The 18,736-nt window shown below is 39.0% G+C and carries 21 protein-coding genes; all 21 read left to right on the top strand.

The features are described from left to right. Positions 1–65 precede the first annotated feature (65 nt). The 21 genes from ACFSTH_RS04235 (at position 66) to dinG (ending at position 18,736) form a co-directional block, all read left to right on the top strand. A complete protein-coding gene (locus ACFSTH_RS04235) occupies positions 66–1,190 on the top strand; it encodes a hypothetical protein (protein ID WP_377771623.1) in 1,125 nt (374 codons plus the stop codon). A gap of 144 nt (positions 1,191–1,334) precedes the next feature. Continuing rightward, on the top strand, positions 1,335–1,517 hold the full coding sequence (locus ACFSTH_RS04230; protein ID WP_377771621.1) for an IDEAL domain-containing protein: 183 nt from the start codon (positions 1,335–1,337) through the stop codon (positions 1,515–1,517). Positions 1,518–1,658: 141 nt separating this feature from the next. After that, positions 1,659–2,081 carry a DUF2487 family protein gene (locus ACFSTH_RS04225; RefSeq protein ID WP_377771619.1) on the top strand — a complete coding sequence of 141 codons (423 nt, stop codon included), beginning with the start codon at positions 1,659–1,661 and terminating at the stop codon, positions 2,079–2,081. A 238-nt stretch (positions 2,082–2,319) separates the two neighbouring features. Then, positions 2,320–2,853, top strand: a complete 534-nt coding sequence (locus ACFSTH_RS04220; protein ID WP_377771617.1) for a QcrA and Rieske domain-containing protein — start codon at positions 2,320–2,322, stop codon at positions 2,851–2,853. A gap of 16 nt (positions 2,854–2,869) precedes the next feature. Next, on the top strand, positions 2,870–3,538 hold the full coding sequence (qcrB, locus tag ACFSTH_RS04215) for a menaquinol-cytochrome c reductase cytochrome b subunit (protein WP_377771615.1): 669 nt from the start codon (positions 2,870–2,872) through the stop codon (positions 3,536–3,538). A gap of 18 nt (positions 3,539–3,556) precedes the next feature. Continuing rightward, a complete protein-coding gene (locus tag ACFSTH_RS04210; RefSeq protein ID WP_377771613.1) occupies positions 3,557–4,414 on the top strand; it encodes a c-type cytochrome in 858 nt (285 codons plus the stop codon). A gap of 123 nt (positions 4,415–4,537) precedes the next feature. Then, positions 4,538–5,170 carry a DUF1405 domain-containing protein gene (locus ACFSTH_RS04205; RefSeq protein ID WP_377771611.1) on the top strand — a complete coding sequence of 211 codons (633 nt, stop codon included), beginning with the start codon at positions 4,538–4,540 and terminating at the stop codon, positions 5,168–5,170. A 41-nt stretch (positions 5,171–5,211) separates the two neighbouring features. Beyond that, on the top strand, positions 5,212–6,087 hold the full coding sequence (locus ACFSTH_RS04200) for a sporulation protein YpjB (protein ID WP_377771609.1): 876 nt from the start codon (positions 5,212–5,214) through the stop codon (positions 6,085–6,087). Between the two features lie 200 nt (positions 6,088–6,287). Next, positions 6,288–6,623, top strand: a complete 336-nt coding sequence (locus ACFSTH_RS04195) for a nucleotide pyrophosphohydrolase (RefSeq protein ID WP_377771607.1) — start codon at positions 6,288–6,290, stop codon at positions 6,621–6,623. 54 nt (positions 6,624–6,677) lie between these two features. Further along, positions 6,678–7,175: a tetratricopeptide repeat protein gene (locus ACFSTH_RS04190; protein ID WP_377771605.1), complete on the top strand. Its 498-nt coding sequence runs from the start codon at positions 6,678–6,680 to the stop codon at positions 7,173–7,175. Between the two features lie 48 nt (positions 7,176–7,223). Continuing rightward, positions 7,224–8,024 carry a 4-hydroxy-tetrahydrodipicolinate reductase gene (gene dapB / locus ACFSTH_RS04185; RefSeq protein WP_377771603.1) on the top strand — a complete coding sequence of 267 codons (801 nt, stop codon included), beginning with the start codon at positions 7,224–7,226 and terminating at the stop codon, positions 8,022–8,024. A 30-nt stretch (positions 8,025–8,054) separates the two neighbouring features. After that, positions 8,055–8,477, top strand: coding sequence for a methylglyoxal synthase (gene mgsA, locus ACFSTH_RS04180; protein ID WP_377771599.1), 423 nt, complete (start codon positions 8,055–8,057; stop codon positions 8,475–8,477). Next, a complete protein-coding gene (gene bshB1 / locus ACFSTH_RS04175) occupies positions 8,474–9,184 on the top strand; it encodes a bacillithiol biosynthesis deacetylase BshB1 (protein WP_377772049.1) in 711 nt (236 codons plus the stop codon). Before mgsA ends, bshB1 begins: the two co-directional genes overlap by 4 nt. Before the next feature lie 40 nt (positions 9,185–9,224). Next, on the top strand, positions 9,225–10,394 hold the full coding sequence (bshA, locus tag ACFSTH_RS04170; RefSeq protein ID WP_377771597.1) for an N-acetyl-alpha-D-glucosaminyl L-malate synthase BshA: 1,170 nt from the start codon (positions 9,225–9,227) through the stop codon (positions 10,392–10,394). Positions 10,395–10,406: 12 nt separating this feature from the next. After that, complete coding sequence (locus ACFSTH_RS04165) at positions 10,407–11,723, top strand: CCA tRNA nucleotidyltransferase (RefSeq protein WP_377771595.1); 1,317 nt, start codon at positions 10,407–10,409, stop codon at positions 11,721–11,723. Next, the gene (locus tag ACFSTH_RS04160; RefSeq protein ID WP_377772047.1) at positions 11,677–12,660 is read left to right on the top strand and encodes a biotin--[acetyl-CoA-carboxylase] ligase; all 984 of its coding nucleotides are present in this window, start codon (positions 11,677–11,679) and stop codon (positions 12,658–12,660) included. Before ACFSTH_RS04165 ends, ACFSTH_RS04160 begins: the two co-directional genes overlap by 47 nt. A 258-nt stretch (positions 12,661–12,918) precedes the next feature. Continuing rightward, positions 12,919–13,878: a 3-methyl-2-oxobutanoate hydroxymethyltransferase gene (panB, locus tag ACFSTH_RS04155; protein ID WP_377772045.1), complete on the top strand. Its 960-nt coding sequence runs from the start codon at positions 12,919–12,921 to the stop codon at positions 13,876–13,878. After that, the gene (gene panC / locus ACFSTH_RS04150) at positions 13,875–14,738 is read left to right on the top strand and encodes a pantoate--beta-alanine ligase (protein ID WP_377771593.1); all 864 of its coding nucleotides are present in this window, start codon (positions 13,875–13,877) and stop codon (positions 14,736–14,738) included. The genes panB and panC overlap by 4 nt, the downstream gene beginning before the upstream one ends. A 6-nt stretch (positions 14,739–14,744) precedes the next feature. Beyond that, a complete protein-coding gene (gene panD, locus ACFSTH_RS04145; RefSeq protein WP_377771591.1) occupies positions 14,745–15,128 on the top strand; it encodes an aspartate 1-decarboxylase in 384 nt (127 codons plus the stop codon). Positions 15,129–15,218: 90 nt separating this feature from the next. Further along, positions 15,219–15,881, top strand: coding sequence for a tetratricopeptide repeat protein (locus ACFSTH_RS04140; protein WP_377771589.1), 663 nt, complete (start codon positions 15,219–15,221; stop codon positions 15,879–15,881). A gap of 14 nt (positions 15,882–15,895) precedes the next feature. Then, positions 15,896–18,736: an ATP-dependent DNA helicase DinG gene (dinG, locus tag ACFSTH_RS04135; protein WP_377771587.1), complete on the top strand. Its 2,841-nt coding sequence runs from the start codon at positions 15,896–15,898 to the stop codon at positions 18,734–18,736.

Here is an 18,736-nt window from a genome sequence, read left to right as displayed (position 1 = left end):
AATATAAAAAAAATCCCCATACTATGTCTAGGCAGCAAGCTTGGCGAGAAAGGGGCTTGAAGTTGATGAGCAATTTGGCGGATATGTTAGTTTATGCTGATATTAATCAACTACATAAAATGGCACAATTGTATCAATGTGAATGTAATAGTAATTCGAAGCATGAGCTTATTCAAGCGATTATGACTACGATTCATTCGAAAGATACGTTAGAGAAACAAATAGAGTCAATGTCATTGGCTGAATTACGATTTGTTAATTCGCTGTTGTTTGAAATAAATCGTAGTTATAGCTTAGAAGATTTACTTGCAAAAGCACAACAAAGCAATAAAGTTGTTCCGATTACAGCAGAAACCGACAAGGTGAAGTCACAGCAACAACCGCGAGAATTGATAAGTAAATTAAGGCATCGTGGATTTTTATTTAATGGGCATCGGGAACAAACGAAGTATCTGTTTCATGTTCCTAGAGATATGCAGCACTCGTATCAAGCGATGCTCAAGAAAAAATTTGCCCAGCAGCTCACTTACACTGCTGATCCAGCGCTATATCGGGATGAACAACGATTGCTTCAAGCAGATATTACGATTACATTGCAGTTTATTAAAGAGCAAGATGTGATGCTAATCGCGGATGGATCCATGTACAAACGTTACTTGACCGCACTACTTGAACAATTGCATATAGAGGAGCAATTACCAACAAAGGTTGCGTGGCGCTTCGGTTATGGCAGACATTTCACTCATTATCCAGATCGTTTTTCACTACTATACGATTATTGCATTGCGCAAAAGTATATCGCAGAACAAGTAACCGGAAATTTAACGTTACTAGCGCCGGGTGAACTACGTCTTTTGGAGGATAAAGAAGTACAAGCTGCATCGAAGTGGAAAGCTGAATCGATGAGGTTGTATGTTCATTGGATGAAAGTTTATAAAAAAGCGATTCCTAATATGCCGTCGCTAGTCACGTGGATAGTTCAATTAGCAGATCAATGGGTTACTTTGGATTCCTTGGAAGCTGTGTTGTTACCATATCTCAATGATTTTTACTATGAACAGTCGACAGATGTATTTCGAAAACGAATAGTAAAACCGATGATTCATTTAGGATTATTGCGTTATGGAGAGATAGAGGAAGCGGGTACAGTTATCAAAACAACGTCGTTATGCAAGACAATCGTACATTAATGTATTGTCAGGCAATTATCTTTAACCTAGCGACGATTTTTGAATATCTTAGTATATACACAAAAATGCTACAAAAATAGGTGAACAACGAACAACGTTATTTCGTACACTTCTCTACATCCCACAATAGCGGAGGTGCATCTGATGGATAAAATGAAAATAGGTTATGAAGTGATATTGGCATTAGCAGCAGAAATGACGCTTGATCAAGCTATTCATTCCTTTGCTCTGGAGAGATTGGATCGTTTAATTGACGAAGCACTAGCAGCAGGTGATGAGCAGAGTTTTTATGAGCTTGTTCAAAAAAGAAATGAATTGCATACGTAAATGACTTCTTTCTTAATTAGAAACCAAAAAAGCTTCCATCTAGTACAACGAAATGTTGTCATGTACTAGCATTTGGAAGCTTTATTATGTAAAATGAACATGATTGTAACAATTATCGCATGTACAGGAGGGTTGTGAGCAGTGAAGTTTAGCGATATAGAGGAGCAAGAGTGGGAGGAACTACAACCTTACCTAGATACTTGTCTACTACCTATCACTGGATTGGATGGTAGTGAGCAGCCATATGAGGTAACCGCTGGCTTGGAGCAGTTACGGGATTTGCTAGATTTGGTAGAAATTCCATACAAGGGAAGAGTAGTAACCTATCCAGCTTATCATTATGTTGATTTTTCTGAGCAATCATTAACTTTAATATCCAATGTTTGCCAAAATTTGAAAGTGGCTGGCTTTAAGTATATTATACTGGCTACAACTAAAGCAGAGCATGCATTGGATGTATGTGAAGCAGATATTGTGCTTACCTTAAAAGAAGACGGGGCATTGCCTAGTAGCAGCGAAGTAGCAGAAGAAATTCAATTGTTATGGAATCGTTCGTCTACATAAACTAACTAAACTTTTTGCATATTTTTAGTAACATTAGGGAAAAACTAATGAAAAAGCTGTCAAATGTGACAAATTGACAACAAATTTTCGAACGACAATTCTATAACAGCTCAAATATTGTGCCAAATTGTTGACGCTATTATATTGCTAGGCTATTATAAGTTATGTCCTGGTTCGTCATTTGTTTTGCCGTGTGGCAAAGCGCGATATATGTTGACAAAGGGGGTTGGAACAGAAGATGAATAATAACGAACAATTTGAGGCTGAAAAAGGTCGGAAAAAGCGTAAAGAAATGACACGTCGTCAATTCTTATCGTATACGCTTGGTGGTACTACAGCATTTCTAATGGCTGGCCCTATTTTACCAATGGTTCGCTTTGCAGTCGATCCATTGTTGAAAAAGGAAGAAGCGGGAGAGCATGTTAAAGTTGTTGAAGTTAGTAAAATCACAACAGAACCGCAAGAATTCAAATTTAAAGTAAAACAAGTGGATGGTTGGTATGAAAGCGAAGCAGAGTTGATCGCTTGGATTTCCAAGGATGACAAAGGAGAAGTATTTGCACTTTCTCCAGTATGTAAACATTTGGGCTGTACTATTTTTTGGAACACGAAGGGTCTCAATGAATACGATTGCCCATGTCACGATGCGCGTTATTCAAAAGACGGCAAAAACATTACTGTTTCCCGTTTACCGCTTGATGAGTACGACGTAAAGATTGATAACGGCTACGTGTACTTAGGAAAAATTAAACCAAATACAAGAATGAAGTAAGGAGGCGTAACTGCAGATGTTTAAAAATATTTACAACTGGATTGATGAGCGTCTTGACATTACGCCTTTGTGGAGAGATGTTGCCGATCATGAAGTTCCTGAACACGTGAACCCTGCGCATCACTTTTCTGCATTCGTTTATTGTTTTGGCGGATTAACGTTTTTCATTACAATTATTCAAATTTTGTCAGGTATGTTTTTAACTATGTATTATGTACCAGACATCATTCATGCTTATGCATCGGTTGACTTCTTGCAACAAGTTGCTTTTGGTAAAATCGTGCGTGGTATGCACCACTTTGGCGCAAGTCTTGTTATTGTAATGATGTTTTTACATACGCTACGCGTTTTCTTTACAGGTTCTTACAAAGCACCTCGTGAAATGAACTGGGTAGTTGGGATGTTAATTTTCTTCGTTATGCTAGGATTAGGTTTTACAGGATATCTACTTCCTTGGGATAACAAAGCGTATTATGCAACAAAAGTTGGTGTGGAGATCGCTGCCTCAGTACCTTTTATAGGTTCCTACATAGCTGACTTCTTATATGGTGGCGATATCGTAGGTGCTCAAACATTAACCCGATTCTTTGCAATTCACGTATTTTTCTTGCCGGGAGCATTGATAGCTCTCTTAGCAGCTCACTTTATTATGATACGTAAGCAAGGTATATCAGGACCGTTATAAGCGAAGGGAGGGTAATACATGGCTAGTGGTCAATCATCAAAGGAAAAAGTTCTTTACGTCGGTGATTCCCGCGTAAAGAAATCAGGTCGTATGGAAAACATACCGCCAGATTTTACTTCATATCCAGGAAAATCAGAAGCTTTTGTACCTTACTTCTTGCTTAAAGAATGGATGGTAGGGGTAGTTGTACTGGTTGGTTTCTTGGCATGGGTCGTTGTAGAAACGCCGCCGCTTGGTTATCCGGCTGATCCAACGAATGCATCATTTATCCCGATGCCGGACTGGTATTTCTTGTTTTTGTATCAGTTTCTGAAATATCCTTATGTTTCACAAGATTATTTGTTACTTGGTATTCTTGGAGTGCCAGGAGTAATGTTCGGTGCTTTAGTATTGGCTCCTTTTCTTGATACTGGCAAAGAGCGTCGTTTTTACCGCCGTCCGATTGCATCAGGACTAATGATTCTATCTCTTGCAGCAGTAGTTTATTTAACTTACACGTCATGGGATGGATACCAAAAACAATTAGTGGCGACTAATACGACACCTGAGCATCATGTTCGGGCAGAAAAGGTAAAAGAAGCATTGGAAGCTGGTAAGCCGCGTCCGAATCCACTGAAAACAGTACCGATTATTGAAGAAAGCGATCCAGCGATGGAAATAGCTCAATCAAACTGTATGAGCTGTCATGCTATTGATCTTGCTGGTTCAGGAAATACACCGCCGTTACTAGGTATCGGAAACAAATATACAAAAGAAGAAATTGCTGCAATCATTACAGAGGGTGCAGGCGATGGTATGATGCCTTCATTTAAAGATACTCTATCAGCAGAAGAGATTGATGAGCTTTCTGTGTGGCTTGCAAAGCAAACTCAATAATAATGCTAGTCAACACCTGATCGGTAATACGATCAGGTTTTTTTTAATCGAAAATGCTGTTATACTGTTGTAATAATGTTCCATTGTCTATAAGTTATTGATAAATCGAAAGGTGTTTACTCCATGAATCCATTTTTTTTGTTTAATAAAATGTTTCTGATGAATCGTTCGTTTTTATGGCTGTTATTTTGGATTAATTTTTTAGGAACTATTTACGGGTATATATGGTACGGCGGACAACTGGCATATACTGCTATAACTGAACCGCTTTGGCTGCTTGTATTTGTTCCAGATTCACCAACTGCCAGTTTATTTTTTACGATAACCATTTTATTTTTATTGTATCCACCATCTACTCGCTACAAATGGATAACTGTAGTCCGTCAAATTGTAGAAGGATTAGCGGTAGTTTGTTCGGTGAAATATGGGGTATGGGCGGTCGCTATTATTTTTGCTGGTTGGTTTGAAGGTGCGCCAATGTATGCAACAGATTTTATGCTCATAGCTTCACATTTGGGGATGGCGATTGAAGTATTGTTGTATTTACGGTTTATGTCGGTTGGCAAAGCTGGATTATTGTTGGCTACTGGCTGGCTGCTCTTGAACGATACAATTGATTATACATATGGGGTTTATCCAAATTTACCTACGCAGCTACATGATAACGTATCTACAGTAAAATGGTTTACGGTTACTTTATCGATCATCAGTTTGTTCATATCACTCTTTGTGTTTAAATTTAAAAAGCGGTCATAATGCAGGACAACCTCTCATAGCCATATAGGGGAGGGATCGTTATGAAAGTCAGGGTCGCTGTTTTGTTAACGATAAGTATATTGTTATTTAGCGGATCGTTTTTTACTTTAACGCGTGCATATGCTGCTGATCCAACGATGCAATACAGAGATGATGGACGGTTGTTACAGCAGGTCGAGAGTACGATGCAAATGGTATATGTTGCAGCTACGAACAATAATAGGCAGGCGGGATATTTGGAGTTAGATAAGCTACGCCAATTAAGTGATCGTATTGCGGAGCGTAAGCTCAAGCGAAATCAAGTGGAGCAAGCGGCGTATTGGAAAAATATTGCGGTAGAAAGCCGTTTAATAATGAATACGTCTAGCGATAGTGTATTGTCTGGTCGGTGGTATCAACAAATTTCTGCTTTAAAGTTAGCTGTCGATGCTCTAGTGAGACCGAATGAGGCGCTCTGGTTGCAGTATGACCGTTTACTTTTGGAAGATATACATTATTTACGTCAACTACTGCTGACCGCTAATTCGAGTGATCTTTACGCTGTACAAGCGGTTATGAAAGGTATGCAGCAAAAGATTGATAGAATTAAATTAGCAGTGGAGATGAGCAAGCAGCAATATGCATTGCCTGCTGTGGAAGAAAGGTTACTTTATACCGCTTATCTAATGGAGCAACAGCCATATGCTTCTAAAGAAATGAGAAATCAAATCGTTCATTCGATCTCTGCATTGGAGAAAACGATCAATCATTTGTTTCCAGTAACTACAACAGCGATTACTTCAATAAGTGTATCTTCTTCTAACGAGAAGCTTTTGTTTGGTTGGTCATTATTTATAGGTGGTATTATTACGTTAATATTAAGTTTGACGGTATGGAGAAAGTATCGTATACAACCATATGGGATGAAACCACTATAAGTGTATAGATGCGAAACATCATTATCATTTCATCATTATAATAGGTATTTCTGGTCGTCGTTATTAACTAATGTTGCTAAACGATGGATAGGAAATATCTTTTTTTATTGTCTTTATTTCCGTAGACGAAGGCATTGATTTTAACAAGAGTGATACGGTAACATAGAGATATAGTTAAGAGGAAGAAAGGAATAAACCAAATGTCAGAAAAAACATTACATGATATACAGCAGGAAGTAGATCAATATATTTCACAATTTAAAACGGGGTATTTTAGTCCGCTCGCATTAATGGCTAGAATGACAGAGGAGGTTGGAGAGCTCGCCCGGGAAGTAAATCATACGTATGGAGAAAAAAAGAAAAAATTAGATGAAGCGGACAGCTCTATTGCGTTAGAGCTTGGCGATATCTTGTTTTTGTTATCTTGTTTTGCCAATTCGATGCAAATAGACTTAACGGAAGCGCATAATAAGGTGATGGAGAAGTTTCAAACGCGCGATGCTAACCGCTGGGAACGAAAGACTGACGAACAGTAGACAAGCTATTTACATATGCTGTACTAACAATCTGTGCATAAGGAGGCTTAGCAGATGGACGGTGCAGCGTGTGTACAACGAGCTTATCACTATATTTTGCAAAATGATTTTGAGTCAGCTATTGCTTGGTTTGAACGAGCAATTGCACTGGAACCTAGCAATGCCGATTTTTATTATCTTTGCTCTATCTCATGTACTCGCAGTAGAAAATGGCAGAAAGCAAAAGATTATGCTAGCACTGCATTAAAGCTTGAACCGCACAATGAAAAGTATCATTACCAACTAAAAGTTAGCGAAGCTAATTTATTATATGAGCAGGCAAAAGGTTACATTGGACAAAAACCACCAGCGTTAAAACAAGCGGCAATATTATTAGAAAAAGCAGTAATTAGTGATGCACTTCACTTTGAAGTACGGTATACTTTAAGCCTAGTGTATAATGAGTTGGGTCAGTGGGAATTGGCTTATCTGCATGCGAGTGAGGCATTAAAGTTATCGCCCGACCATAGAACATTACAACGTTTGATTGTGGATTTAAAACAAAAATTATAGTAGTATTCATTGTTAATTATCGATTATTTTGAAGAGGAGAAATTCGATATGGATAAAATAAAAGTTGCAGTAACTGGTGCAGGCGGTAGAATGGGGCGGGAAGTTGTTAAAATGGTGCTGGAGGACGAAAGCTTGCAACTCGTTGCAGCTATTGATCCTTCAGCAGGCCCGATTGACGCAGGTATTCTGGCAGGTATGGGGCAGTGTGGTGTAGTTGTTAATGCATCGTTGGAAGATGCACTGAGACAAGCAAATGCGGATGTTATGATTGATTTTACTGTGCCACAAGCAGCTTACAAAAATACGTTAGAGGCTATTTCGTTTGGTGTGCGACCAGTAATTGGAACTACAGGATTTACACCAGCTCAAATAGAGGAGTTACAACAGCTTTGTGAGCAAAAGGGAATCGGTGGACTAATTGCTCCCAACTTCTCAATTGGTGCTATTTTAATGATGAAATTTGCTGCTGAAGCATCTAAATATATGCCGCATGTCGAAATTATCGAGTATCATGGAGATCAAAAGTTAGATGCACCTTCAGGTACTGCTGTAAAAACAGCAGAGTTAATTTCAGAAGTGCGTGAAGAGTTAAAACAAGGAAATCCAAAAGAGGAAGAAACAATTGAAGGAGCTCGTGGTGGATACTACAATGGCTTTAGAATACATAGCGTCAGATTGCCAGGCGTATTTGCACAGCAAGAAGTCATTTTTGGCGGCTATGGTCAAACATTGAAAATTCGTCATGATTCCTATGATCGTGCAGGTTATATGCCGGGCGTTAATATTGCTGTCAAAAAAGTAGTTACGTACACCGGACTCATCTATGGATTTGAACATATTATGGATTAAGCGCATGTCGTTGCGCGAGAGGAGTAAAATATGCTTAATATAGCATTTATAGCACATGATCGTAAAAAAGAAGAGATGGTCAACTTTGTAACTGCTTATGAACCGATCTTTGCTGGACATCAGTTGTACTCTACCGGAACTACTGGTCAACGGATAATGGATCAAACGAATTTAAGTATTCATCGTTTTTGTTCCGGTCCATTAGGGGGAGATCAACAAATAGGTGCTCTTGTAGCGCAAAATGAGATGGACTTGATTATCTTTTTGAGAGATCCACTAATGGCTCAGCCGCATGAGCCTGATATTATAGCGTTGTTGCGTTTGTGTGATGTGCAAGGTATTCCAGTTGCTACGAATGTAGCGTCAGCAGAATTGCTTGTAAGAGCTTTAGCGAGGGGAGATTTTGCATGGAGAGAGTTAGTTCATAAATATAAACCGGAGACTGTTGAATAATGGACAAGCTTGATATTTTAGTATTTGGTGCCCATGCCGATGATGCAGAGATTGGAATGGGCGGTACGATTGCTAAGCATACGGCGCAAGGTTACCGAGTTGGAATATGTGATTTAACACAGGCAGAGATGTCTTCTAACGGCAATGTAGAGCTACGTCAACAGGAGGCATCTCAAGCTGCTAGTATACTTGGAGTGGCGATGCGAAGTAATTTGCAGCTTCCTGATCGTGGTTTATATGGTGGGGAAGAGCAATTACACAAAATTGTTGCCGAAATTCGCAAATGGCAGCCGAAAATGGTATTCGCTCCATTTTGGATCGATCGTCATCCGGATCATATCGCTTGTAGTAAATTAATAGAAGAGGCTGTATTTAATGCGAAGTTGCGTAAATATATGCCTGATCTACCAGCTGTTCAAGTCGAACAATTAATATATTATTACATAAATGATGTAGAGCAAGTGAATATAGTTGTTGATGTAAGTGAGTTCTATAAAGTGAAAATGGAAGCACTTCATGCGTACCGTTCACAATTTAGCGCACCCGGGACAGCCGATAGTGAATTAGACCAAGTAGCGACACCTTTGACGAATAGTTATATTGAACATGTGGCAGCAAGAGATAGTTTGCTCGGGAGAAAAACAGCCTCTACTTATGCCGAAGGGTTTGCAATAAAGCAGCCATTTCCTATTGCATCATTTTTATAATAAAAAGTTAAAACATACATGAAGTAGAGGGAGGTGCATAATGACAGAGCCTCGGAAATTGAAAATCGGAATTACGTGTTACCCGACATTGGGCGGCTCAGGCGTTGTAGCGACAGAACTGGGCAAATTACTTGCAGAGCGCGGGCACGAAATACATTTTATTACGCATAGTATCCCTTTTCGTCTAGGGAAATTTCATAAAAATATATTTTTTCATGAAGTAAGTGTCAACAATTATTATGTATTTCGTTATCCGCCGTATGACCTTGCGTTAGCAAGTAAAATGGCTCAAGTAGCTAAAATGCAACAGCTAGACTTGTTACATGTTCATTATGCTATCCCTCACGCCGTTTGTGCGCATTTAGCTAAGCAAATGGTCGGTTACCAGTTGAAAACGGTAACGACTTTGCATGGAACAGATATAACAGTATTAGCGCAAGATGAATCGATGAAAGATTTGATTCGACTAGCGATTAATGAAAGTGATGCGGTCACTGCTGTGTCACAAGATTTAATACGAGAGACGAGAAGTTTGTTAGATATTCAAGCGCCGATCGATTTGACTTATAATTTTGTTGATAAACGTATTTATTATCCACGTGATGTTAGTAGCTTACGTGGTGACTATGCGAAACCACATGAAAGAATATTGATGCATATTTCTAATTTCCGTCCAGTAAAACGTGTGGATGATGTTATTGATATATTTTATAATGTACTGCAAACGATGCCTGTAAAGCTTTTGTTAGTTGGTGAAGGACCAGAACAATCGAAAATACAACATAAAGTACAGCGACTAGGAATCGAGGAACATGTTTATTTTCTGGGCAAACAAGAAGATGTAGCACAAGTAATATCGATGGCAGATGTGCTATTACTTCCGTCGGAGAAAGAAAGCTTTGGACTTGTTGCACTAGAAGCAATGGCTTGTGGTGTTCCGACTATTGGCTCCGATGCAGGTGGTATACCTGAATTAATCGCTCATGGGAAAACAGGTTACTTGTCTCCTATTGGTGACGTAGAGTCTATGTCGCGGGATACGATAAATTTATTAAGTGATCCGATTTTATATAGTCAGTTTAAACATGCTTGTATAGAGCGTGCTAGAACCGTATTTTGTAACGATATTATTACTGTACAATATGAACAAATTTATTATCGTGTGCTCGGTATTGATGTTGACTTACCAATTCCTATTTGTAGTGAATAATGAGGTGTTTCTATGTACTTGCAACTACCAACTGAATTAGTAAAGGCTATTCCAGTGCTTGATCGTTTATTAGCGCATGGCTATGAAGCAGTTTTTGTTGGTGGTGCAGTTCGAGATACGATACTTGGCTTGCAAGTGTCTGATGTCGATATAGCAACATCTGCTACCCCTCATCAAGTGATGGGTGTGTTTGAACGAGTAGTTCCTACTGGCTTACAGCATGGTACAGTAACTGTACTGTATAAACAGAGTAGTTATGAAGTGACGACATATCGTACAGAAGGAACATACGTCGATAGCCGTCGCCCAGCATCCGTTCAATTCGTCAATCGATTAGAGGACGATTTAAGCAGACGGGATTTTACGATGAATGCTATGGCGTTAACAAATGAAGGCGAAGTGCTTGATCCTTTTTTTGGATACCAGCATTTGTTGGCAAAAAAACTGTATGCTGTTGGTGATCCGGCGCAACGATTCGAAGAAGATGCATTGCGCATGCTACGGGCTATTCGGTTTATTGCTTGCTATGAGCTGCAACCTGCACCTTCGGTATGGCGAGCTATTACAGAGCATGGATCTGCTATACGCTTAATCGCTATGGAGCGTGTACAAGTCGAATTGGACAAGTTGTTGCAGGCTCAAAAGCCGGATCGAGCAGTCGGTTGGTTGTTAGCTAGTCGATTGTTACTCCATGTCAAAGAACCACTTTTTCCGGATATAAATTTGCCAAAGGCTAATGCTACAGAAGATCTGTCAGCTTTAGCCTTGCTGCACTGTGTAGATATGCGTTGGGCAGCTTTATTGATCATTATGCAGCGTACAAAAGAACAAACATTAGCTAGTTTTCGTGCTCTCCGATTTGCCAAAAAACGAGCGCAAGAAATAAGTGCCATTGTTGAAGTTCATGAGCTAGTGATGGATCATAAAAAAAGATCGCCGCAACATGTATCGCAGAAAACATGGGTTACCATTGTAATATCGATGGGGCAAGCAGCAATAGCAAACTGGCTTCAAATAGCCCAATTATTGCAGCAAAACAATCAGTTGATATTGGAAAAAAAAGAAATAAAGCAATATAACGAGTGGTTTCATGCGATGCCAATTTATCATATGAAACAATTAGATGTGAATGGCAATCAACTTATGGCACATTTTGCAAAACGACCAGGTGCTTGGATAAATAATCTGTTATATTATTTGCTTCAAGCGGTTGTTTGTCATGAAATAACGAATGAATATAACGAACTGCTTCGATATGCAGAAATGTGGAGAAAAGAGGTTGATGTTAGTGAGCAGCCTATTAGATATATTCAAAAGCAATCCGAATGAGTACTTGTCTGGTACGAAATTAAGTGAATTATTAGGTGTTAGTCGCACAGCAATCTGGAAGCAAATACGGAAGTTAGAAGCGGAAGGTTATGAATTTGAAGCTTCGACGAAACTTGGTTATAAATTAATGATGCATCCTAGCAGTCTGGATCGAGATTTGATCGCTAAACAATTGCACACCAAAACTTTTGGTCAGCAAATTAATGTATATCCAGCGGTTGATTCTACGCAAAATGTAGCAAGAGAAGCAGCAGAACAAGGCGCGCCTGAAGGAACGTTGTTTATTGCAGAGCAGCAACTAAGCGGGCGAGGTAGAATGGGCAGACAATGGGTTTCTCCAGCTGGCAAAGGGATATATTTAAGTATGATTTTACGACCGAATGTAGCCATTCCATTTGCCCCACAATTAACATTATTAACTGCTGTAGCGTTATGTCGTAGTTTGCGAACTATAACAGCTTTGCCGATTGGTATCAAATGGCCTAACGACTTATTAATTGGGCAGCAAAAAATAAGTGGTATATTGTTGGAGTCTGCAACAGAGGATACACGGATCAAATATATTATTGCAGGTATAGGTATTAGTGTGAACTTAACAGAGAAGGACTATACAGAGCAGTTGTTAGTTAAAGCAACTTCACTTCGCTTAGCAGCAGGGAAACCATTCGATAGGGCGACCATAGTTGGACAGTTTCTGTTGGAGTGGGAGCAATTATATGAATCGTATTTGGCAGCAGGATTTCAAGCGATTATACCGATTTGGGAAGCACTATCTGTTTCTTTGGGAAAACCGACAACGATAACGACACATAATGAAACGATTGTAGCTACTCCGATTGGGCTGGATGAAAGTGGAGCGATTCGGATTCAACTGGAAGACGGCAGCGAACGAGCGATTTTTTCTGCGGAAATGGGCCAGCCAAACATTAAAAAATAATAATTGATATTTACGAATGGAAGACAATTTGCTACTATAAATTTTAACAGGCGGTATTTGTAGAAAACTGCACTGGGTTATTGAAGTAAAAAAGATAGTGATTCAAAAGTCAAAATGTGACAAGTCGTACTCTGCTCTGAGCCGTAGGGACCGAGACAGAAGGAAGCGATAGTTAATAAAAGTTTCCTTTTCAGATCTAGGACCTTTTTAGCAGCGGCTAAAAGGTTTTTTTATGTTCAAAATATCCGTAGGAGGATGATACTGATGAGGAAAAGATTAACGATTACGAAATTGGCAGAAATGAAAAAACAAGGTCAGCCGATCTCTGTTTTAACAGCATACGATTATCCATCAGCTAAATTAAGTGAAGAGGCTGGAGTAGACGTTATTTTGGTTGGTGATTCTTTAGGTAATGTAGTACTTGGTTACGATACAACTATTCCGGTGACGGTTGAAGATATTATTTATCATACGAGAGCTGTTGCACGTGGTGCACAGAATACTTTTATAGTAGCGGACATGCCTTTTATGTCTTATGGCGCTAGTCGCAAAAAAACATTGCAAAATGCTGCGAAAATAATGCAGTTAGGACTAGCACAAGCTGTTAAACTAGAAGGTGGAGAAACAATTGCTAAAGATGTGAAAGCACTTGTAGATGCTGGAATACCTGTTATGGGACATATTGGGCTTACTCCACAAGCAGTTCATCAAATTGGCGGATATAAAGTGCAAGGAAAAGATGATGCAGATATTAAACGACTAGTGAAAGATGCAGTAGCTTTAGAAAAAGCGGGGGCGTTTAGTATCGTAATTGAACTTGTCACTGAAAAAGCAGTAAATGAAATGAAGAAAAAAATAACGATTCCGATTATTGGAATAGGAGCAGGGCGTAATTGTGATGGGCAAGTACTTGTATATCATGATGTTTTACAATACTCCTCACCATATTTTGCTAAAAAGTTCGTGAAAACTTATGCTAATTTAGCAAATGATATAAAGGAAGCCATCGGTCAATATGTGATGGATGTGAAAGAAAGAGTGTTTCCAGCTGAGGAACATACATTCGAGCCAATCCCTACAGTAGCTCCACCTAAGCAACAAACCGATAAAGAGCTAGACAACAGCGCTACACCATCAACAGGTGATGATCATGAACAATTATATGGCAGCGGAGCACCTAAAAAATCCAATAGTAAAAAGGAGAAGGGGAGCAAGTGATCACTTGTCATACTATTTCTGATTTACAACAGCAATTGCAAGATTATCGGAGCGAAGGAAAACAAGTTGGATTTGTACCAACGATGGGATATTTGCATGCTGGACATGCCAGTTTATTACACAACGCAAGGCAAAACAATGATATTGTTGTATTAAGCATTTTTGTTAATCCACTTCAATTTGGTGTAAATGAAGATTTGGATCGCTATCCGCGTAATATGCAACAAGATACGGAAGTGGCGAGAAATAGTGGAGTTGACATTATATTTGCACCAACCGTAGAAGAAATGTATCCGCAGCAGCCATTAACTAAAATTACTGTTGCACAAGTAACAGATTTATTATGTGGTGCTACAAGACCGGGGCACTTCGATGGTGTTGGGATTGTCGTTACAAAGTTGTTTCATATCGTTAAGCCGGATCGGGCTTATTTTGGAATGAAGGATGCGCAACAAGTAGCGGTAGTCGAAACGATTGTTCGTGATTTGAATATGGATGTAGAAATTGTACGCTGTCCGATTATAAGAGAACCAGATGGTTTGGCATTAAGCTCGCGTAATGTATATTTGTCAGCAGAACAACGAGCGCAAGCGGTCATTATTTCGGAATCATTAGCCTATGCGGAGCAATTATTTCTTGCAAAGGAAATGACTGGTGAGCAGATCGTGGAACAAGTTCGTCAAAAGCTACAAAGTGCATCGCTAGCTCGTATCGATTATTTACAATTACTGAGCTATCCACAATTAAAGCAGATTGATCTGCATGACATACCTGCACATTTGGAGGAACAATTGTTACTAGCGACAGCCGTTTATTTTGGCGAAACCAGGTTAATTGATAATTGTTTATGGGAAGGGTGAAACATATTGTTTAGAACAATGATGAAATCAAAACTACACAGAGCAACGGTTACAGAAGCAAATTTAAACTATGTTGGAAGTATTACGATAGATGAAGACTTGATGGATGCTGCGAACTTATGGGAAAATGAAAAGGTACAAGTTGTGAATAATAATAATGGAGCCCGATTAGAAACATATGTTATCGTAGGACCTAGAGGATCGGGTGTTATTTGTTTGAATGGTGCAGCAGCACGACTTGTACAGTCTGGAGATCAGGTAATTATTATGTCCTATGCGATGATGGAAGAAAAAGCTGCGAAAATGCATGTGCCTACTGTTGTCATTTTAGGAGAAAACAACCGAATTGAACAACAAATTGGCTCGGAGCCACATTCCACAATTATGTAATGTAATGACTGGACGATAGTATGAAAAATTGATTTGTAACAGACAATGTACGTATCATCTCCTTAGCTCAAAAAAAAGGCGGGATACGTTATGTTTCAGTATATGTTTACGACGATGCACGAAGCACTTGATCAAATTGTTGCCCAGTACAACGAAGCAGATGAAGCAGAGCAAGAGCAATATTTAGAACAGTTGAAGGAACTAAAGCAAGTAAGTGATACGTGTTTGGAGATGTGGTTGGAATTTGAAGAACGATGGACGACCTTAGTTGAATCTAACCAAAGTGACGAAGCAGTTAATTATATCCAACCTTTAGAGCCAGCAGATACTGTCAGCAATAATGATAATCCATGGAATGAATTTGCAGTGGGGAGAGGTTATTACAATTTATTTATGTTTCGTGAAGCAGCTAACAATTTTTTGACAGCTGTAGAACAAGCACCGCATAATCACTTAGCACGATTGTTTCTAGGCATGTGTTATATGCACTTACAGCAATGGCAAGCGGCGGAACGAGAATTTAAACTGCTTCTTGTATTATCAGAAAATGAAAAATGGCTTGCATTAAGTTATAATGCACTTGGATGCATTGCCGCTATTTACAAACAGTTAGATAAAGCTCAGCAATTATTCGAAAAATCATATCAAATTTATCCGCACTTTTCTTATTCTTTAAATAATTTAAAAGCATGTCAAAATAAACAACAGCAATTATCTTTATATTTTGGAAGTACGGAGCTGTGCTGTATGTGAGAGGATCGGGATGAATGAAATATGCTGTTATCGATCTGGAAACAACAGGTCATAGTGCAGAGGATAGTATCATACAAGTCGCTGCAGTAATCATCGACGATAAATTAAATATTATCGATACATTTAATTCTTATGTGAGACCCACGGTAGCAATTCCGCCATTCATTACTAACTTAACTGGGATTGACGATGAAACGGTAAAATCAGCTCCTGTATTAGAAGAAGTGCTTATTTCGCTCATCGGCAAGTTAGACGATACCGTACTAGTCGCTCATAATGTAGGTTTCGATGCTGGATTTTTGAATCAATCATTGGAACAAAATGGGTATATGCCATTCGTTGGTCGAAAGTTGGATACAGTTGAGATGTTACGCATATTGTATCCTTCTATTTCCTCCTACCAATTAGGAGCTGTCGCTGCTTATTTTTCTATTCCTCATGAAGAACAGCATAAAGCTGATCATGATGCGATGGCTACTGCACAGATTTTTATTACAATGACCAAAAAATTGCGTCAAATGCCGCTGCTTACGTTGCAGCGGCTCACTTCTTTCATTGATGAAAGTAGTGATCTCGGTTGGTTTATGCAGCAAGCAGAGCAGCATGTGACGACGTATGGCTTATATGAGCCTGATGATTTGGATTATTATCGTCAATTCGCATTGCGGAGCAAGGAATGGTATAGCGATAAGGAAAAGGATGATTCGCCAGCTTCGGAAGTGGAAGAATTATCGTTTGAACAATACTTTCAACAAGTGCAAACTAATTTTGCTGAAAAATTTCCTCTTTATGAAGAGCGCCCTGCGCAATCAGAGATGATTCAACATGTATACGATGCGTTATTGCAGGATGATCATTTAATGATTGAAGCGGGTACAGGTACTGGTAAATCGATGGGATATTTGTTGCCCGCTATTTATTATAGTAAAAAGTTTGACAAACCAGTTATTGTTAGCACGCACACGATAAATTTGCAGGAACAACTACGTCAGCGGGATTTGCCTTTGTTAGCAGAAATATTACCGTTTTCTTTTCAAGCTGCTATATTTAAAGGTCGTCGTAATTATTTATGTTTACGAAAATTTGAAGCTAGAGCTAATGGATCTGTTCCAATGGAAACGGTAGATGACAAGCATGTTACTGCTCAAATGACGGTTTGGCTAGCGGAGACAGAAACGGGAGATCATGAAGAATTAAATTTAAGCGGACGTGGGTTAGACGTATGGGAAACAGTAGCAAGTGATGCTGATTCTTGTTTGAATCGAGCTTGTCCATGGTTTCGTCGATGCTACTATCATAAAGCGCGGAATGAAGCGAGCCAAGCAGATGTTACTGTAACTAATCATTCCTTGTTGTTTACGGATGTGGCTGCGGAACATCGATTACTACCTGCATATCGACATCTTATTATCGATGAAGCACATCATTTGGAAGAAGTAGCTAGTAAGCATTTGGGTTTTCAAAATAATTATTTAAGTGCTCCGCAACTTATTACGCGCTTATTTAAAGATGCGAAAAATGGTTTATTATTACAACTTCGTCATTGTGCGATGGAAGAAACAGATGAACAAAGTAATGTTTGGATAGAAACAATCGATGATTTAATCCCTCAACTAACTACGATGAAAGAACGTTGGGATGTATTATTTGATTTGTTGTATCAATTGGTGGATCATCAGTCGGAAGAGCAAGTAGAAAATGGTGGGCTAGTATTACGTCTGCATAAAGATAAATTGCCGGAGCAATGGAATGTAATCGTTGAACATGAACAAAATCTACATAGTACAATGAATCAATTTGTCACCAACTTAGATAAGTTACTGTTACAAATAAAAGAACGTGCGGAAGAAAGTGTAACAGAAGCGGTAGTTGTAGATATTAATGGAATTGTTCGCGATTTGACGCGCATTAAAGACGAGCTTAAAATGTTTGTAAAGCTAGAAAATAAAGACTACGTATTTTGGTTGGAAGCGAGTGCAGTCTATCGACATCGCTCTATCTACTTGTACGCTGCTCCGATTGATGTTAGTAGTCAATTACAAAAGTATTTTTTTGATGTAAAAGATAGTATTATTATGACTTCCGCTACGCTGACTGTACAAAAGAGTTTTCAATATGCTGCCGAGCAGTTAGGATTGACAAGCTTTGAACAGGCAGGTAGATTGAAAACAGTTGTACTACCTTCGCCATTTAACTATCGTGAACAGGCACTTGTTGTCATTCCACGTGACTTTCCAGTGTTAAAAGGAGCTAATGTAAGTGAAGAATATTTACTTAAATTAGCACGTTCTCTTGCTGATGCTGCCAAAGAAACGGGTGGGCGTATGCTAGTTTTATTTACATCGTATCGGATGTTAAAGCAAACCTATGAACCGCTCAAGCAATTTTTGGCTGATAGTGATATTTCTATTTTAGGTCAAGGAGTAGATAGTAGTAATCGTACCAAGTTAGTGCGCCGCTTTATGCAGCAGCCAAAAACGGTATTACTTGGAACGAGCAGTTTTTGGGAAGGTGTTGATATTCCAGGCGATGCTCTACTATGCTTGGCGATTGTTAGATTACCTTTTCAGCCACCTAATCATCCATTAATTGCTGCTAAAGCAGAACTATTGGAACAGAAAAAACAAAATCCATTTATGAAGTTGTCTATTCCACAAGCGGTCATAAGATTCAAGCAAGGGTTTGGCCGACTAGTTCGTTCTAGTCAAGACAAAGGAATTGTGATTTTATATGATACTCGGGTAATTGAAAGCTATTATGGCAAACATTTTTTATATTCTCTGCCTGGTCCAAAAATCGAAACGATGTATGCAGAGCAAATGATTTTACGAATGAGAGAATGGCTTTCTACTTAA

Source organism: Paenibacillus yanchengensis, assembly GCF_042684845.1.
Classification (GTDB): Bacteria; Bacillota; Bacilli; order Paenibacillales; family Paenibacillaceae; genus Pristimantibacillus; species Pristimantibacillus yanchengensis.
The sequence above is the reverse complement of the archived record's forward strand: the minus strand, read 5'-3'. Positions and strand labels throughout refer to the sequence as shown.

Excerpts from the sequence above, each read along its gene's own strand:
- ACFSTH_RS04235 (WP_377771623.1), top strand. The coding sequence starts at position 66 with ATGAGCAATTTGGCGGATATGTTAGTTTATGCTGATATTAATCAACTA.
- ACFSTH_RS04230 (WP_377771621.1), top strand. The coding sequence starts at position 1,335 with ATGGATAAAATGAAAATAGGTTATGAAGTGATATTGGCATTAGCAGCA.
- ACFSTH_RS04220 (WP_377771617.1), top strand. The coding sequence starts at position 2,320 with ATGAATAATAACGAACAATTTGAGGCTGAAAAAGGTCGGAAAAAGCGT.
- qcrB (WP_377771615.1), top strand. The coding sequence starts at position 2,870 with ATGTTTAAAAATATTTACAACTGGATTGATGAGCGTCTTGACATTACG.
- ACFSTH_RS04210 (WP_377771613.1), top strand. The coding sequence starts at position 3,557 with ATGGCTAGTGGTCAATCATCAAAGGAAAAAGTTCTTTACGTCGGTGAT.
- ACFSTH_RS04205 (WP_377771611.1), top strand. The coding sequence starts at position 4,538 with ATGAATCCATTTTTTTTGTTTAATAAAATGTTTCTGATGAATCGTTCG.
- ACFSTH_RS04200 (WP_377771609.1), top strand. The coding sequence starts at position 5,212 with ATGAAAGTCAGGGTCGCTGTTTTGTTAACGATAAGTATATTGTTATTT.
- ACFSTH_RS04195 (WP_377771607.1), top strand. The coding sequence starts at position 6,288 with ATGTCAGAAAAAACATTACATGATATACAGCAGGAAGTAGATCAATAT.
- ACFSTH_RS04190 (WP_377771605.1), top strand. The coding sequence starts at position 6,678 with ATGGACGGTGCAGCGTGTGTACAACGAGCTTATCACTATATTTTGCAA.
- dapB (WP_377771603.1), top strand. The coding sequence starts at position 7,224 with ATGGATAAAATAAAAGTTGCAGTAACTGGTGCAGGCGGTAGAATGGGG.
- mgsA (WP_377771599.1), top strand. The coding sequence starts at position 8,055 with ATGCTTAATATAGCATTTATAGCACATGATCGTAAAAAAGAAGAGATG.
- bshA (WP_377771597.1), top strand. The coding sequence starts at position 9,225 with ATGACAGAGCCTCGGAAATTGAAAATCGGAATTACGTGTTACCCGACA.
- ACFSTH_RS04165 (WP_377771595.1), top strand. The coding sequence starts at position 10,407 with ATGTACTTGCAACTACCAACTGAATTAGTAAAGGCTATTCCAGTGCTT.
- ACFSTH_RS04160 (WP_377772047.1), top strand. The coding sequence starts at position 11,677 with ATGTTAGTGAGCAGCCTATTAGATATATTCAAAAGCAATCCGAATGAG.
- ACFSTH_RS04140 (WP_377771589.1), top strand. The coding sequence starts at position 15,219 with ATGTTTCAGTATATGTTTACGACGATGCACGAAGCACTTGATCAAATT.
- dinG (WP_377771587.1), top strand. The coding sequence starts at position 15,896 with ATGAAATATGCTGTTATCGATCTGGAAACAACAGGTCATAGTGCAGAG.